General features: G+C 67.4%; 11 protein-coding genes. 4 read left to right on the top strand and 7 right to left on the bottom strand.

The features are described 5' to 3' along the window. Positions 1-36: 36 nt before the first annotated feature. On the bottom strand, positions 37-1,878 hold the full coding sequence (locus F8O07_RS01825) for an FG-GAP repeat domain-containing protein (RefSeq protein ID WP_158030467.1): 1,842 nt from the start codon (positions 1,876-1,878) through the stop codon (positions 37-39). A gap of 148 nt (positions 1,879-2,026) precedes the next feature. On the opposite strand from F8O07_RS01825, the gene F8O07_RS01820 reads away from it, so the two are divergent. From F8O07_RS01820 to F8O07_RS01810, 3 genes are all read left to right on the top strand, one after another. Then, positions 2,027-2,668: a helix-turn-helix domain-containing protein gene (locus tag F8O07_RS01820; protein WP_225733126.1), complete on the top strand. Its 642-nt coding sequence runs from the start codon at positions 2,027-2,029 to the stop codon at positions 2,666-2,668. A gap of 104 nt (positions 2,669-2,772) precedes the next feature. Next, positions 2,773-4,770, top strand: coding sequence for a sigma-54-dependent Fis family transcriptional regulator (locus F8O07_RS01815; protein ID WP_158030466.1), 1,998 nt, complete (start codon positions 2,773-2,775; stop codon positions 4,768-4,770). A gap of 206 nt (positions 4,771-4,976) precedes the next feature. Further along, on the top strand, positions 4,977-6,029 hold the full coding sequence (locus F8O07_RS01810; protein ID WP_158030465.1) for a zinc-dependent alcohol dehydrogenase family protein: 1,053 nt from the start codon (positions 4,977-4,979) through the stop codon (positions 6,027-6,029). 94 nt (positions 6,030-6,123) lie between these two features. Here the strand turns inward: F8O07_RS01810 and F8O07_RS10785 are convergent, their stop codons facing one another. The 5 genes from F8O07_RS10785 to F8O07_RS01785 all read right to left on the bottom strand — a co-directional run bounded on the left by F8O07_RS10785 (position 6,124) and on the right by F8O07_RS01785 (position 12,850). After that, positions 6,124-7,566 carry an alkylhydroperoxidase domain protein gene (locus F8O07_RS10785; protein WP_158030464.1) on the bottom strand — a complete coding sequence of 481 codons (1,443 nt, stop codon included), beginning with the start codon at positions 7,564-7,566 and terminating at the stop codon, positions 6,124-6,126. Between the two features lie 122 nt (positions 7,567-7,688). Continuing rightward, a complete protein-coding gene (locus tag F8O07_RS01800; RefSeq protein ID WP_158030463.1) occupies positions 7,689-9,428 on the bottom strand; it encodes a dipeptide ABC transporter ATP-binding protein in 1,740 nt (579 codons plus the stop codon). Continuing rightward, positions 9,425-10,228 carry an ABC transporter permease gene (locus F8O07_RS01795; RefSeq protein WP_158030462.1) on the bottom strand — a complete coding sequence of 268 codons (804 nt, stop codon included), beginning with the start codon at positions 10,226-10,228 and terminating at the stop codon, positions 9,425-9,427. The genes F8O07_RS01800 and F8O07_RS01795 overlap by 4 nt, the downstream gene beginning before the upstream one ends. Beyond that, the gene (locus F8O07_RS01790; protein WP_158030461.1) at positions 10,225-11,160 is read right to left on the bottom strand and encodes an ABC transporter permease; all 936 of its coding nucleotides are present in this window, start codon (positions 11,158-11,160) and stop codon (positions 10,225-10,227) included. Before F8O07_RS01790 ends, F8O07_RS01795 begins: the two co-directional genes overlap by 4 nt. A gap of 34 nt (positions 11,161-11,194) precedes the next feature. Further along, on the bottom strand, positions 11,195-12,850 hold the full coding sequence (locus tag F8O07_RS01785; RefSeq protein ID WP_158030460.1) for a TIGR04028 family ABC transporter substrate-binding protein: 1,656 nt from the start codon (positions 12,848-12,850) through the stop codon (positions 11,195-11,197). Positions 12,851-12,973: 123 nt separating this feature from the next. Here F8O07_RS01785 and F8O07_RS01780 point away from each other — a divergent pair, with 123 nt between their 5' ends. Further along, positions 12,974-15,268 carry an FAD/NAD(P)-binding protein gene (locus F8O07_RS01780; protein ID WP_158030459.1) on the top strand — a complete coding sequence of 765 codons (2,295 nt, stop codon included), beginning with the start codon at positions 12,974-12,976 and terminating at the stop codon, positions 15,266-15,268. 308 nt (positions 15,269-15,576) lie between these two features. On the opposite strand, the gene F8O07_RS01775 is transcribed toward F8O07_RS01780, so the two are convergent. After that, positions 15,577-16,488 carry an SDR family NAD(P)-dependent oxidoreductase gene (locus F8O07_RS01775; RefSeq protein ID WP_225733125.1) on the bottom strand — a complete coding sequence of 304 codons (912 nt, stop codon included), beginning with the start codon at positions 16,486-16,488 and terminating at the stop codon, positions 15,577-15,579. Between the last annotated feature and the right edge of the window lie 43 nt (positions 16,489-16,531).

Raw genomic sequence — 16,531 nt, 5'->3', positions numbered from 1 at the left:
GCAGCACTGGCGAAGGCGGTGCGCCGGCAGCCGGTGCTACTCGCTGATGCGACGCCGCAGCAGTATGACGCAGAGTCCGATCGTCAGCGCGAGGCCGGCGGCACCGAGACAGGCCCACACCCACTGTCCATTCCCGCCGGTGCGCGCCAACGCATCGTTCGAGGTGTCGGCTGCCGTCTCAGACGGTGTCCCTTCGTGACTCGCCTCAGCCACATCGTTCGCGGGCGTCTGTGCCGGATCCGTGGAAGCCGGGTCTGTCGGAGCCGGATCTGTGGGTTCCGGATCGACCGGCGTAGGGTCGACCGGCGTGACCGCAGACTCGACCTTGAGCGACACGACGCGCACCGAGGGCCTGGTGTCGTCCCAGGTGAAGAGCGCGGGGGCGCCGATTGCGAACTGTACCGCGGTGCTCTGTCGGGCAGGGTTCTCAGTGAGGTCGGCGAACGACCTCCCAAGGTGCTCGCCCGCGCCGGTGCCCATGATCACAGCAGCCCCGGCGACCGCCCCGTCGGCGTTCACAAGATCGGCGGCATTCAGCACACCCGTCGTCGAAGTCGGCAGGGCACCCGTCACCAGTGCGTGCGAATCGAGCGCGACCGCGTATCCGGCGCCGTCCAGATCTCCGCTGGGCGACCCATCCATGCCGCCGACCAGCAGCATCGACCGGTTCTGCATGCGTGCAGCGCCAACGGCATGACCGAAGTGATCGTCAGCGGCGATGCCGTTGAGCCACCAGCCGCGCTGGGTCTGAACGCCCGCTTCGTCAGCCGTACGCACGCTGAATCCCGCAGTCGCTTCCGGGTCGGTCGTGACCGGGGCGTCGGAGTCTGAACCGAGCACGACGACGGCGCTGCCGGTCTTCGGGGCGTCGGAGTCGCCGCCCAGCATCACATCGTCGAAGCCGTCGGCGTTGATATCGCCGATGGAGACCGCCGATCCGCCCAACAGGTCATAGCCGCGCTTGGGCCCTTCGATCCGATAGCCGGGCACCGCGTCTGCCCCCACCTGCACAGACTGCCGAACGTCAGTCAGCACCCAGTTCACCCCCGTCGCGAAACTCTGCACGCCAGGCATCGACCATGAGGCCGACCCGACCAGCAGATCGTCACGGCCATCGCCGTTCGCATCACCGGCTGACACTGCAGAGACGAGATCGATGCTGTCGGGATCCCCTGAGATCATCGGGGCGTCGAGCTCGTCGAGTGCACTGGTCTGCGGCAGGCCGTCGGCGCTGAGCACAGTGATGCGGCCCTGCGTGTCAGTGACGCCGATTTCATCGAACCCGTCGCCATCGACGTCACCGACTCCAATCGCGCGCGTGATCGATCCGGTCACCGTTCGTCCGCGTTCGCCGAGATCACCGAGTGCGACGTCGCTGAAATCTGCTGCTCCGAAGACGATGCTGAGCGACCTGCCCTGCTGCACCAGGGCGAGATCGTCATAGCCGTCGCCGTTGACATCGCCGGCACAGCGAAGATCCGATCCGGTGCCCCAGTCGACATCGCTGTCAGTGATGCGCACGGGGCGGAGGTCGGTCACCGAAGAGCCGCTCTCTGCAGCACTCGCAGTGTCGTCGAGCAGCACATACGCGGCACTGGGCTCGGCATCGCCATAGCCGAACATCGCGAAGTTGCCGATGCCCAGGTCTGGCTGGCCATTGCCGTTGACGTCACATCGAACCTGCGACATCGTGGCGCCGAAGCCCGTCGACTCCTGCCCGACAATCGTCGCGTCATGTGCCACCTCGACGGAGGCTGCTGCAGCATATGCCGCCTGCGGCATACTTGCGGGCACTGCGCTGCCGAGCGCTACCGCAAGTGCGGCACATGTCAGCGTTCGGGCACGCGAACGTGCGGGGATGATGGACGTCTTCGTCATTAGGCTGCTCTCTACGGGGGTTCGAGATCTCGCGTGCGCCTTGTGCGCACGCACGAGCACAACCGTGAGAGATTAGCATGACCTTGGCAAGGCCGCACTCTCTTTCAACAGGTGACCTCTCTGTGTCTGCCGTCGCTAGACTGCGAGCATGACCTCCCGTGCGACCACCCCTCCGCCGGGCCGTGCACCGCAGACGCGCATGGCTCCTGCGCCAGGTGGTGCATTGCCACAGATCGGTGCACCGGCGGCAGCCGTTCGGCCAGACCTCGCAGCGATCGGCGATCGCATCCGCAGCCTGCGCGCCGAACGCGCGATGTCGCTGCGAGCGCTGGCCGAGGCATCCGGCGTCGGGGTGGCCTCTCTCTCACAGTTGGAGAACGGCCAGCGCAACCCGACGCTCGCGACCCTCTATGCGCTCGCAGGTACGCTGCGAGCTCCGCTTGCCCTGTTGCTGGATGCTCGGGCCGGCTCATCAGTCGAGGGCCCGGGGGTCTCGGTGCGGCTGCTCGACACCGACGTCATCGGGGTCGACAGCAGCGCACAGGTCACTGTCGAGGTGTACCGGCTGCACCTTGACAGTGAGGCCTCTCGCCGCTCCCCTGCACACGGCCCCGGCGTCGTCGAGCACGTGCAAGTGCTCGCCGGGCTGCTGCGCGCGGGGCGTGAGGGTGCGGAACGCGAGGCATCAGCGGGACAGAATCTGGAGTGGGTCAGCGATTGCCCGCACACCTACCGCGCGGTGAGAGGCCCGGTCGAAGCCGTGCTGGTGATCACCACTCCACTCGTCTGACCGGATGCTCCTGTCACGCGCTTTCGCCGCACTCACGCAGTCAGCACAGGCTCAAACGGCGCCCTGTGCTGGCAGAGTGACTCGTGCGCGGACACAATAGAGATATGACGATCCCCGTCAATGACGACCTTTCCCGCGCCAGGTCTCGTTTTCTGCGCGACCGACGTGCCGCTGCCGCCGAATTCGGGCACTTAGTGCCTGAGCAGATCGCCGGCTCGTGGCACCGTTCTGCTCAAGCAGGCGTGGACGCCACAGGCGACGCGACCAAGCAGGTCACCATCACAAGCGACACCGTGCTCGCCCGCTGCGCGCAAGAGCCGATGAATCAGCTCGTGCACGCTCTCGGAAGCCTCGACGTCGGCATCGTGCTGTCTGACGAACGCTCACACGTACTCGCTCGAGCCGACTGCGGACGCGCCGCGACCACGCTGCTCAACGGCATCGACCTCGCCCCGGGCTTCGACTTCAGCGAGGGGTTCGTCGGCACCAATGGCGTCGGCACCGTCATCCAGACGCGCATGCCCATATACGTCGAGGGAGCCGCCCACTTTCAGGAGCGCTTTCTGCGCTATGTCTGTGCCGGCGCGCCCATCCTGGACCCGATCACCAGACGCCTCGCAGGAGTGCTCGATCTCACCTGCGACATTCGCGATGCCAGTCAGATGATGCAGACGATCGCCGTGCAGACTGCGCACGCGATTGAACGGCAGCTGCTGCACGCCGCATCCCCAGTCGAGCGCGACGTCTTCGAGGCGTTCGAGGATGCCATGCGCAGCATCCCCTCGCAGTCGCGCACCGCCGTTCTCGCCGTCACCGACCGCATGACGCTGCACAGCGATCAGGCTCATGCACTGCTGACCGACGCCGAAGGCCGCGCACTGTGCCAAGCCGCCAAACGGGCCACTGCGGCCGCGTCTCGCGCCCGATTCGTCTTCGAGCTGAGCGGATTCGAAGGCGGCGGGCCTCTGCGGGCGCCCGCACCGCCCGCGCGCACCTCCGGAGCGCTGCACGACCGTGCGTTCGCAGCGCTGCAGGTCGCCGCCGCCCGCTTCGATCGCGGCCTCGCACACGGGGTGCTGATCTGGGCGAAGCCGACTGCCGCAGGCACAGGCACAGGCACAGGCACAGCGCATGGCAGACGCCCCGCTGCACAGGTTGCGACGTCGAACGCCCACCCGTCGTCTCAGCCTGCCGCCCCGGCTGCGACGCAGCGCGGCGCATCGCTCTCTCAGCAACTCACACAGACACATCCGCCCATGCTCGTCGACCGAGTCAGCCTGAGCAGAGGAACGCGGTCGAATGCCTGGCAGCTGGCCAGACGAGAGCTCGGCACCAGCCTGCGCAGGGGTGAGGCCACGCTGCTGCTCGGCGAGATCGGCGTCGGCAAGGTCTCGCTGGTGAACGAGGTCGCCGCCGCGCAGCGGCTGCACGTACATGTGATCACAGCCGAGACGATCGAGCACACCGGTGACCTCTCGGCGATGCTCGACACTCTGACCCATGTCGGGCAGGATCCACTCGGAGACCCAGTGCTCGTACTGCGCAACGTGCATCTGCTGCCCGCAGACTCTCGAACGCAGATCGAGCGATTTCTGCGAGCGCCTCGAGTGCACGGAGACCCTGGGCGCATCGTGCTCACCGCTGAGCAGCTCACGCACGACGAGGTCTCACCGCTCTCAGCCTTGCTCCCGTTCATCGCGCGCACCGTGGTCGTACCGGCTCTGCGGGAACGTCGCGGCGACATACCGGCCATCGCCCAGAGCCTGCTCGACGCGATGCAGCCGAAGCACCGCCGAGCCCTCTCACCGGCCGCGCTGCGCACGCTTGCCGAGGGGCACTGGCCCGGAAACATCCATCAGCTCTCGGATGCACTGCGCTCTGCGCTCGAGCAGCGCCCCGACGGCGTACTCACGCCGGCCGACCTGCCGCCCCATGCCTTCAGCGCGGCTCTGCGACCGCTGACCGAGCTGGAGCGTCAGGAACGCATTGCGATCATCACGATGCTCTACCGCACCCGCGGCAACCGTTCGGCAGCAGCGCGTGCTCTGGGCATCTCGCGCGCCACGCTCTATCGACGGCTGGCCGAGTACGGGCTCAGCTGACCGATTCCGGGGGCGTTCTCCGACCCGTCAACCACGACTGAACGACCCAACAGTGCTGCACACGCGTCGCACTGTCTCAGGTTGAGACAGCAACCGCAAAAAGACGCCTCGAAGGCCGCCCGGCGACTGCCAGCATGAGATCACCGGGTGGCGATCCCGCCCAGTGCCGCATCACCGCGGCACGAAATGATCTCAAGGAGGAAGTCATGAAGGGTCTTGTCTACGGCGGTCCTGGCGTTCGCGAGTGGAAGGACGTGCCGGATCCGGTCATCGAGAAGCCGACCGATGTACTTGTCAAGATGGAGGCGACGACGATCTGCGGCAGCGATCTGCATGTGCTCAAGGGCGATGTTCCCGAGACTCCCGTCGGCACCGTGCTGGGGCACGAAGGCGTCGGCGTCGTCACCGAGGTCGGTGATGCTGTGAGCTCGATCAAGGTGGGCGATCGCCTGCTGCTGAGCTGCATGTCGACCTGCGGTCACTGCGCCAACTGCCGCAAAGGTCTGCTCAGCCACTGCCTCGGCGACGAGGGTGCCGTCGGCGATGCGTGGGCTTTCGGCCACTACATCAACGGAACCCAGGCCGAGTACGTGCGCGTGCCCTATGCCGAGACGTCGTCGTACAGAATTCCCGCGGGCGTCAGCGACCGCGCGGCCATTCTGCTGAGCGACATCCTGCCGACCGGTTTCGAGATCGGCGTGCAGAACGGCCAGGTCAAGCCAGGCGACACCGTCGCGATCATCGGTGCAGGCCCCGTGGGGCTCGCGGCTGTCGCCACGGCGGGTCTGCAGGGCGCAGCGAAGATCATCTCGGTCGACCTCGATGACAACCGACTGGCGCGGGCGAAGGAGTTCGGCGCCACTGCGGGCGTGAACTCCGGCGCCGCCGACTGGAAGGAACAGCTGCTGGCCTTCACCGACGGCGAGGGCGTCGATGTCGCAATGGAGGCCGTGGGCATCCCTCCCACTCTGCAGATGGCGACCGAGATCGTGCGTCCGGGTGGTCACGTGGCGAACATCGGCGTGCACGGCAAGCCGGTCGAGATCGCGATGCAGAAGCTCTGGACGAAGAACATCGGCATCACGATGGGCCTGGTGAACACCACATCGCTCGAGATGCTGCTGAATCTCGTTGCCGCAGGCAAGCTCGATGTCGAGAACTTCGTCACGCACGAGTTCTCATTCGACGAGTTCGAGAAAGCCTACGACGTCTTCGCCAACGCGGCAGAGACCAAGGCACTCAAGGTGCTCATCCGCTGACCCGACCCGAGAATCGTCGAGACGGTGCAGCGGCGTGCGCAGCGGCTCTGCTGTCAGCCGCAGAGCCGCTGCGCCGTCGCGCTGTACCGTCGCTCTATGCCTGGTGCTGGTCGAGAAAGCGCTTCGGCACCTCGGGCTCGCCGAGACCGAGCATCAGCCGGTTCGCCCAGTTGAAGAACGCAGCGCCGTTGATGATGTCGATCACCTGCAGATCGTCGAGACCGGCCGTGCGCAGCACGTCGACATCGGCCTCACCGAACTCGAGCGGGCTGAGCGTGAGCACCGCCGAGGCGCGCTCGATGGCGTTCCAGAGGTCGTCACCCAGGTCGGTGGCAGCTCCCCCGTTCAGCGCACCGGCGCCCACGCCTCGATCGAGCAGACGCTGCACGTCGGCCTGGCGCGAAGCCCCGGCGGCCTCCGACTCGTGACTGGCCCGCGCCGAATGCACCGAAGCGCAGTAGACACAGCCGTTCACTCGCGAGGTCACCGTCGCCGAGAGCTCGCGCTCGGCCCGACCGATGCCGTCGTCGACGTTGAAGAAGATGTCCATGTCGGTCAGCGTGCGCGCCTCGAGGGCGTCGGGGTCACGCACCAAGAGCCGGAAGTACGGGTTCTTCGCGCGCAGATCCTCCACCAGCGCCTCGCGGTGTCGATCAGTGAGATCGTCTTCGGCAAGCGGCTCCAGCCACGGCACCCAGCCCAGCGAATGCTGCACGAAGTGCGTCGGCCGAGCGAGCTCCGGATAGATGCGCACCGGTGTGCCGACCGTGCCCAGCGTGTCAGCCGGCAGCGGTGCGGGCTCGCCCGTGGCATCCACCGCTGCTGCGTGCGCCTCGTCGGCGAGCGCGATCACGTCTGCGTTCTCGTCGGTCGCAACCGACCCCGGCGGCGCCGCGTCGGGCGCGATGGCGGATGCCGGAGCCGGAGCCGTACCGGCCAGCGCCCGCAGCCCCCATGCGCTGCGCAGCTGGAACGCGAGAAAGGCGATGAGCTGCTCCAGACTGACCAGGTCGGTGGTCGACCATCCGGCCTCGCTGAGCGGCACGAGCATCTCGGGACGTGAGTCGCGCGGGTGCAGCACCAGAATCTGCGCGAGCTGGAACGCCGTCGACAGTCGCGCACCGAGGGCGTCGCGCTGCTCGTCGGTCAGACGCAGGTCTGGGCCGGGACGATTCTCGTTCGCCAGCTGCGGCTCGCGGTAGATGCCGAACGGCCCCTGCACCCGATTGTTCGTCACGACCTCGTCGATGATGCCCGCCAGCCGCTTGACCGCGGTCTCGTCTTCGATCGCGTCAGAGAGCAGATCTCGATAGAAGCTGCTGGCCTCGTCGAAGCCGTGCAGACCGGCCACCAGAGTCGCTACCGCATAGCGCTCGTCGTAGCCGAACGTGCCGGGCTGCTCGGGCTCGAGCAGAGCCGCGAAACTGCGCTGAGCGTTCTCGCGCGCCTGCTGCCGATGGCTGCGCAGCTCGTCGAGAGCGCTTCCGGGCGTGATGCCGGCCAGCTGGTCGATGATGTCGACGTTCGGTTCAGTCATGATCGTTCCTTGTCTCGGGGATGCTGCGGTGCCGGCGCGGCGAAGTCGTGCGCTGGTCTGATGCCGGGTCGTGCTGTGCCGTGGCTCACTCGGGCAGGGTCACAGCGGTCACGCAGCCATGCTCACTCGAGTGTTTCACGTGAAACACTCTTCGTGAAGGGCAGGCGACGTCCCGGGATCGCCGCGATGAGCTGCTGAGTGTACTCGGTCTCGGGATGCGCGAAGATGCGCTCCGTGGTGCCGGCCTCGACCTGCCGGCCATGGCTGAGCACGCTCACCGTATCTGAGATCTGCTGCACGACGGCGAGGTCGTGCGAGATGAAGACATAGGTCAGGGCAAGCTCCCGCTGCAGCTTCGAGAGCAGCCGCAGAATCTGCGCCTGCACAGTGACGTCGAGCGCCGAGACCGCCTCATCGAGCACGATCAGCCGCGGCTGCAGCACCAGGGCACGCGCGATGGCCACGCGCTGCAGCTGCCCGCCGCTGAGCTCGCGCGGCCGGCGTTCGAGGGCGTCCTGAGGCAGCGCCACCAGATCGAGCTGCTCGGCGGCGCTGCGCCGACGCGACGCTTTGTCGCCGATGCCGAAGTTGGCCAACGGCTCGCCGATGATGTCTCCGATCGTCTGCTTCGGGTCGAGCGAGCTGTACGGATTCTGATAGACGAGCTGGATGTCTCGGCGCAGCTGTCGGCGCGCCTTGCGGTCCAGCCCGAGAATGTCAGACCCGTCGAAGAGGATGCTGCCCGAGGTCGGCGCGTTGAAGCCGGCGATGCTGCGGCCCGTCGTGGTCTTGCCCGAGCCGGACTCCCCCACGAGCGCATGCGTGGTGCCCGCCCGCACGGCGAACGACACGTCGTCGACCGCGACGAAGGGCTCCTTGCCACGCCCGCCACCGAACTCCTGACGCAGGTGTTCGACGCGCAGCAGCGGAGCATCCGCCGCCGCGGTCGCCGACGAATCGGGCGACGTCACAGCCGGACGCTTCCAGTGCACGGCCTCGGTGATGTGCGCGAACGAGGGCGCGTCATCGAGCAGCTGTCGGGTGTAGGCGTGCTGAGGGTTCGAGAGCACCTGCACCGCCGAACCGTGCTCGCGCACCTCGCCGTGCTGCATGACCACGACCTGGTCGGCACGATCACCGGCGACGGCGAGATCATGGGTGATGAAGAGGATGCCGGTGCCGTCCTGCGAACGCAGTTCGTCGAGCAGATCGAGTATGCGCTGCTGCACGGTCACATCGAGCGCGCTGGTGGGCTCGTCGGCGATGATCAGACGCGGCTGCAGCGCGATGGCCGCGGCGATGAGCACACGCTGCTTCATGCCGCCGCTGAGCTCGTGCGGGTATTGCCTCGCACGAAGATCGGGCTGGTCGATGCCGACGCGCTCGAGCAGCTCGAACACGCGCCGGTTTCGGGCGTCGCGATCCTTCCAGCGGTGGATGCGCAGGGCCTCTGACACCGTCTCGCCGATGCGTTTGACCGGGTTGAGCGAGTTGTTCGGATCCTGCGGAATCAGGCCGATCTGACGCCCGCGCACCGCACGCCATTCGCGCGGCCCGAGGTCGGAGAGCACCGACGACGTCGCACGCACCGCGGCACCGTCTTCGGGTCTGTCCATGCTCACTTGATCGCCCACGCGCAGGTCGGGGCCCAGAGTGATGGTGCCGCGCACCAGTTCGGCGTTCGTCGGCAGCAGGCCCATCACGGCCTGCGCCGTGGTCGACTTGCCCGAGCCGGACTCGCCGACGACGGCGGTCACCTCGCCGGCGCGAACACTGAGGTCGATGCCGTGCAGGGCGTCGATGTGCCCACTGCGAGTGCGGTAGCGCACCGCGAGATCAGAGATGCTCAGCAGGTCGCTCATTGATCCGCTCCCTTCTGAATGGCCTGGCTCAGTCGGTTGGTGGCCAGCACGACCAGCAGCACGACGATGCCCGGCAGCACGGTGAGCCACCAGGCGGTGGCCACGTAGTTGCGCCCTTCGGCGATCAGCAGCCCCCACTCAGGCGTGGGCGGCGGAGCGCCATAGCCCAGAAAGCCCAGAGTCGAGATCTGCAGAATCGCGCTGCCGAACTGCAGCGCCGCGAGAGCCAGCACCGGGGCCAGCGAGTTGGGCAGAATGTGCCTGAGCAGCACGGTGCCGAAGGTGCCGCCGCTGCCGTAGGCCGCCTCGACGTACTCGCTCGCACGCACCTGCATTACCCGCGAGCGCGCCAGCCGTGCGAACGTGGCCACCGAGGTGACGCCCACCGCGATGGCGGCGTTGGTCGTGCCGAAGCCCAGCAGAATGATCACGCTGAGCGACAGCAGCAGACCCGGAATCGACAGCAGCACGTCGACGATGCGCATGAGCACCGCATCCAGCGCCCCGCCGCGGGCACCCGCGAACAGACCGATCAGGCTGCCGACGACGAGGCCGACCAGCACGGCGATCAGCGCGCCGCTGAGCGACTGCACCGCACCGTGCACGACGCGCGTGTAGAGATCGCGGCCGGTCTGATCGGTGCCGAACCAGTGCTGTGCGCTGGGGGCCTGCAGCGAGACGCCGGATGCCACGGTCGGGTCACCGGGGGCGAAGAGACCGGGCATGACGGCCCAGAGCACCGCGATGAACAGCACCAGCAGCGAGAGCAGCACCGTGGGAGTGCGCCAGATGCGTTTCATGACCGCACCTCCTTGCGCAGACGGGCGTCGAAGACCGGATAGAGCAGGTCGACGATCAGGTTGATGATGACGAACACGGCAGCCGAGATGATGACGACGGCCATCAGCACCGGAGTGTCTCGGTTGGCGACCGCCTGAGCGGTGATCTGACCGATGCCGGCGCGACCGAAGACGGTCTCGGTCACGACTGCGCCACCGACCAGCTCGCCGAAGAGCAGACCGGCGATGGTCATGGTCGGCAGCAGCGCGTTCTTGGCCACGTTGCGCCAGAGCACCCAGCTGGTGCTCGCACCGCGAGCGCGCACCACAGTGACGAAGGGCTGCACCCTGACCTCGTCGATGCTGCGAATGAGCACCTGGGCGAGCGGGGCGGCGATCGGTATCGACAGGGTGAGCACCGGCATCACCAGCGACTGCGGGCCGCTTGCGCCGATCAGCGGAATCAGCTTGAGCTGGAACGAGAGCACCTGGATGAGGATGATGCCGATCCAGAACACCGGCACCGAGACGAACAGCGGCGGCAGCGTGCGAAAGATGCGGCGCAGCCAGGCGAACGCTCCGAACGTCGAGGTGAAGGCGATCGTCACGGCCAGCAGCACGGCGAGCGCGAAGCCCAGCAGTGCGAGCAGCAGCGTCGAAGGCAGGGCCTCTGAGAGCATCGTCGTCACCGCAGACCCGGTCTGCACCGAGTAGCCGAGCTGACCGGTCAGAAACCCGCCGAGCGAGATCAGATAGCGCAGCCAGACGGGCTGATCGGCACCGTACGAGCCGCGGATGTCAGCCAGCTGTTCGGGCGAGAGCCCGAGTTCGGGGCTGGCGTAGCGGGCCATCACGGCATCGCCGGGCAGAGCCGAGAGCAGCACGAAGGCCACGGTGTATGCGACCAGCAGCACCAGCAGCGCCTGCCCGGCGCGACGCAGAATGTAACTCATATGAGGCGATTCACCACTTCGTCCATGTTCGGCTCTACTTGTTCAGCCAGGTGCTGTAGAAGTCCGGACGGCCCACGGCCTCGGTCTTGAAGCCCTGCACGTACGACTGCAGGCCGAAGACCTGCGGCTCTTCGAAGATGGGCAGCACGTAGGCCTGCTCGCTGAGGTAGTCCTGCACCGCCTGGCTGGCGGCCTGACGTTCGGGAGCGGTGGGCTTCGACGCGACGTCCTGCAGCAGCTGCTCAAGGTGCGCGTCGCCGTAGCTGCCGTCGCTCTTGTTCAGGTTCAGCAGCGTGTTGCGGTTCTCGCCGGCGAACTGGCTCTTGATCACGTCGTAGTCGGCGCGGCCGACCATCGAGTGGTACACCTGCACGGTGTCCTGATCGAGCGACGCAGCGGTCTGCGCGGCGTAGTCGCCCTGATACAGGTTGACCTCGATGCCGATCTGCTTGAGCTGCTCCTGAATCTTGGTCACGACCTCTTTCGAGCGCGGCTGCGGCACGGCCTCGTTGAAGGTCAGCGACAGGCGCTGACCGTCTTTGGTGCGGATGCCGTCGGCGCCCGGCGTCCAGCCTGCCTCATCGAGCAGCTGCTTCGCTTTGTCCTGGTCGTACACGTAGTGCGACGACTGGTCTTTGTAGCCGGCGGCGTTCTTGGCCAGAGACGAGGTCGCCAGCGGGTAGGAGTCGGTGAACAGCGAGTCGATGATGTTCTGGCGATCGACGCCGGCGATGATCGCCTGACGCACGCGGATGTCGCTCAGACGCGAGTCGCGGAAGCGGAAGTTCAGACCGTTGTTGACCCCGTTCGTGGCGGCGGCCACAAGCTGCAGGCCGGCACCGGTGACCTGTGCCTCGTCGGGTGCGGCGATCTGCCGGGCGACGTCGGCCTGGCCGGCGACGAGTGAGCCGATGCGCACGCTGTCTTCGCCCGCGAGCACGAAGTTGATCTGGTCGAGGTACGCACGACCCTGGTGCGACGCCGAGGGCGGGGCCCAGTTGTAGTCGTCTCGGGCCTTCAGCGTGAGCTGCGTGCCCACCTGCTCGTCAGACACCACGAACGGGCCCGAGCCGATCACGCCGGTGGCGTGGCCGGGGCCGAAGTCCTCGCTGCCCTTGTCGAGCGTGGCGTTGGCGAGCAGCCCCGCGTTCAGCGTCGACGTGGCCTGCTCGAAGCCCGGTGCAGGCGCCTTGAAGTGGAACTTCACGGTGTGCGCATCGACGACCTCGCCGTGGTCGTAGTTGTTGATCTGCTCTGAGGCGGTGAGTTTGCGCCCCTTGTCGCCCTTGCCGAAGAGATCGAAGTTCTTGACCACGTTGGCGGCGTCGAGCGGCGTGCCGTCCGAGTAGGTGACGCCGTCTCGCAGAGTGAAGGTGTATTCGGTCGCGTCGGCGTTGACCTGCGGCAGCGAGGTCGCGATCCAGGGCTTCAGCTCCAGGGTCTGCGGATCCTGGTACAGCAGACGGTCGGTGATGTTGTTCACGATTCCGCCGTTCGGGTACAGCCCCGCGGCAGGCGGGTACAGCCCGTTGAACGTCTGCGCCTCGAGATAGGTGAGCGTTCCACCCGTCTTGGGGTCGCCGACCGGCTGTGACGAGCCGGAGCCGCTGGAGCATCCTGCCAACAGGGCGACAGATGAGGCGACTGCAGCTGATGCGAGCAGCGCGCGACGCAGACGAGAGGTGCGCATGGTGACTCCTTCGGGTTCTGGGAACTGGCTTAGTTCACCCGACAACGTTCGATCGCGCCACCTTTCGCGTCACAAACTGAAACAGTGCGACACTGGGTTTCGACGCGTACGTAAGGTTCTTCAGTGCACACCACGAATTCCCTCCTCTCTTCACGCGCGGCCGACACTCGCCCGGCTGCGGCCACTCGGGCATCCATCGCCGTCGTCGGCGTCGGCCCTCGCGGCGTCTCGCTGATCGAGCGTCTGGGCGCCGCCATCGGCGTCGCGCAGAGCGCACACCCGGCGCAGACCCCCGCGCCCATCGATCTGCACCTCGTCGACGATCAGCAGCTGGGCGCCGGTCGCATCTGGCGCACCGATCAGACGCGCACGCTGTGCATGAACACGCTCGCAGGCGCCGTGACGCTCTTCACCGAGCCCGGCGCGACCGTCGAGGGGCCGGTTCGCGAGGGGCCCACGATGTACGAGTGGGTGCTGCTCGCGCTCGACGCCGCACGCCGTGCGGGCATCGCGGCGACCGGGGATGCCACCTCGGCCGACCCCTTCGTCTCGGCGGATGCTGCTGCCGGGTTCGCCGCGCACGAACACGATGCGAGCGGCACGGGCACGGCGCGCGCATCGCATCCGACGCATGCGCTGCACAGTGAGCAGCTCGCACAGATTTCTGAAGCGCATCGACGCGTCTGGGTGGAGCATCCGGCCGATCTGACCGCGCTGTCGCCGGTGCTCGACGAGATGGCCCGCACACGCCCCGAGTCGAACCCGACGCGTGCGCTCTATGGCGAGTACATCCGCTGGTGCCTGGACGTCGCCCTCGCCTGGCTGCCCGACAATGTGCAGGTGCACCGCCACCATGCTCGCGTCGTCGGTCTCGTCGCTGCGGGAGCCGAAGCGACCGGCATCGGTGAAATCGCCAGTGATGACGCCGACATCCTCACGCTCAGCGACGGCGAGCGCATCCGATCCACGGCGACCGTGATCTCGGGCGGCTGGCTGCGCAACGCGCCCACCGTCGAGGAAGAGGCCCTGCGCCTGGCGACGCATCGGCACCCGGAGCTGATCTGGATCGCCCCGGACAACCCGATCGACCAGCCGCTCGAGAACGTGCCCGGCGGCGAGACCGCCCTCGTGCGCGGCACCGGCATGGGGTTCTTCGACGCGATGGCGCTGCTCACAATCGAGCGGGGCGGGCGGTTCGAGGTGACCCCCGAGACACGGTCGGGGCTCACCTACGTGGCCGGCGGCCGCGAGCCGAAGCTGCTCGTCTCGTCGACGCGCGGGTATCCGTTCCTGCCGAAGTCGAAGTACCACTCGCTGCCGCCGAAGGCCGACCTGCATCGGCTCGGCGCGGTCGTCCGTCGGCTCGAGAACGAGGCGGCGGCCGAGGCCCAGACCGACCGTCTCGTCGGCAGCATCGACTTCGACGCCGAGGTGTGGCCCGCGATCGTGCGCGACGCCTACGAAGCGCACGCCCGCACGCTGGCGCGGGTGCGCCCGCAGGCTCTGCTCGTCGACCTCACCGAGATCATCCACCTGATCGACACCACCCCGGCCGAGTTCGCCGCGCTCGACGCTGCGCTGGCGTCGGTGATTCCGAACGAAGACGACCGGTTCCATCCGGATCGCCTGATCACTCCCCTGGCGGGCATCGACACTGCACCACAGACCGAGGCGTCCTCCGCCGACGGGCGCGATGTCGCATCCACCGTCGAGGCGCTCACGCAGCTGATCGGCAACCGCCTCGTCGGCGACCTGCACGAGGCGGAACTCGGCCTGGACAGCCCGATCAAGGCAGGCCTTTGGGCATTCAGCGCCGCACGCAAGCCCTCGTCGGTGCTCGGTCGCGGTGGGCGCTTCACTTGGGAATCGCGCTGCGGCCGCTACCACGATCTGATGAGCTTCGGCGGCATGATCGGTTCTGGGCCGCCCGCGTTCCGCAGTCGGCAGCTGCTCGCGCTGATCGACGCCGGTCTGGTGCACTTCGTCGGGGCGCACCCCACACTGACGATCGACGAAGGCGGCGACTCGCAGGGTCCCGCGTTCGAGCTGCGCTCGCCCACCACTGGTGGCGAGCCTCTGCGCGCCCGCACCCTCATCGACGCGTGGATGCACTCCCCCGACGTGCGCATCTCGGCAGACCCGCTGCTCGCGAGCCTGCGTGCGGATGCTCGCGTGCGCCCGCACGAGCTGCGCCGCGCCGACGGCACTCGTCTTGAGGGCATCGCCCCCGATATCGATGTGGCGACGGGCTTGGTCGTGCATGCCGACGGCGAACTCGATGCGCGGGTGCACGTGGCGGGCATCCCGCTCAACGAGCTGCTCGGCGACGCGGTGATCAGCCCGATGCCCGGCACCGATCCGACGATGCTGCGCGAAACCGATCGCGTCGCCCGCAGTCTGGTGGCGCAGGGGCTGTAGGGGCTGCTGGTCGGGGCTCAGGGCTCAGGGCTCAGGGCTCAGGGCTCAGGGCTCAGGGCTCAGGGCTCAGGGTAAGACTTGCACTGCATCGTTTCGCCGCCGCCAGCGCTATTCCCGGTTGCCGCTACTGCCAGCACTTTTCCCGGTTCCCGCCGCAGCTAACACCGTTCCCGCCGCCAGCCTCCATCGAGACATGGCAAATGCTCGGTCACCGCATCCAAACATGGAACTTGGCATGTCTCGATGGGCTACGACGACATTTGCCATGTCTCGACGCAGATGTGCGCACGGGCTGGCCCCGAAATGGCTCAGGCGTCGAAGGCGTCGGAGATGCGATCACCGAGCTCGATGCGCGGGCGCACGTCGACATTGGTGATCTGGGTAGACGGCCCGGCATCGACGACGAAACGCACAGCACGAGCGATCTCTGCCGGATCGATGATCTCGTAGGCAGGCTTCGGCACGGCTGCAGAGGTCTGCGCAGCTTCGGCGTCATGGTTCATCAGGTGCAGCATCGGCGTATCGGTCGGGCCCGGGCTCACCGTGGTCACACGCACCCCGGCATTCGCCTCTTCTTTGCGCAGCGAGTCGACGACGCCGAAGAGCGCATGTTTCGACATGGCATAGACGGCGTTGCCCGGCTGCGGATTCGACCCTGCCCCCGAGTTGATGAACACCGCGATACCGTGACTCGCCCTGAGCTTCGGCAGCAGTGCCGCAGTGAGCGCCGCCGGTGCGCCGACGTTCAGAGAGAAGTGCCGCTGCCACTCTGCGGCCGGCGCGTCAGCCACCGAGTTGCGGCGCGCGATGGCTGCGGCGTGCACCACGACATCCACCCGATCGACGACGGTCGCCAGCTCAGCGATCGCGTCGCGTTCGCCTCTCATGCTGTCGGTGCCGCTGCCGTTCGCCTCGGCACTGGCCGCACCCTCGGCTCGGTCTGATGTGCAGCTGGACTCTCTGCCAGCCGCGCCGTCTGCGACATCGCGCATCTCGGCTGCGACTCGCGCGTCGAAGACGGCGGCGAGGTCGGCGGCAAACGGCTCGGCCCCGTGCTCGTGAGCAAGCTGCCGCAGGATGCTCTGGTCACGCCCGACCGCGATCACACGATGGTCGCGGGCCAAGTCAGCGACGATGAGCCGCCCCATGCCTCCGGTGGCTCCGGTGACGATCGCGACCGGGAGGTCAATGTGGATGCTGTCTGCTGCGGTCTCTACCATCTCTGCGGCCTTTCTCGTCACGCCCGTCTCGCCTGCCCCCGCG

It is taken from the genome of Pseudoclavibacter sp. CFCC 13796 (genome assembly GCF_008831185.1).
In the GTDB taxonomy this organism is placed as follows: Bacteria; Actinomycetota; Actinomycetes; order Actinomycetales; family Microbacteriaceae; genus Pseudoclavibacter_A.
This window is presented reverse-complemented; position numbering and strand designations above follow the sequence as displayed.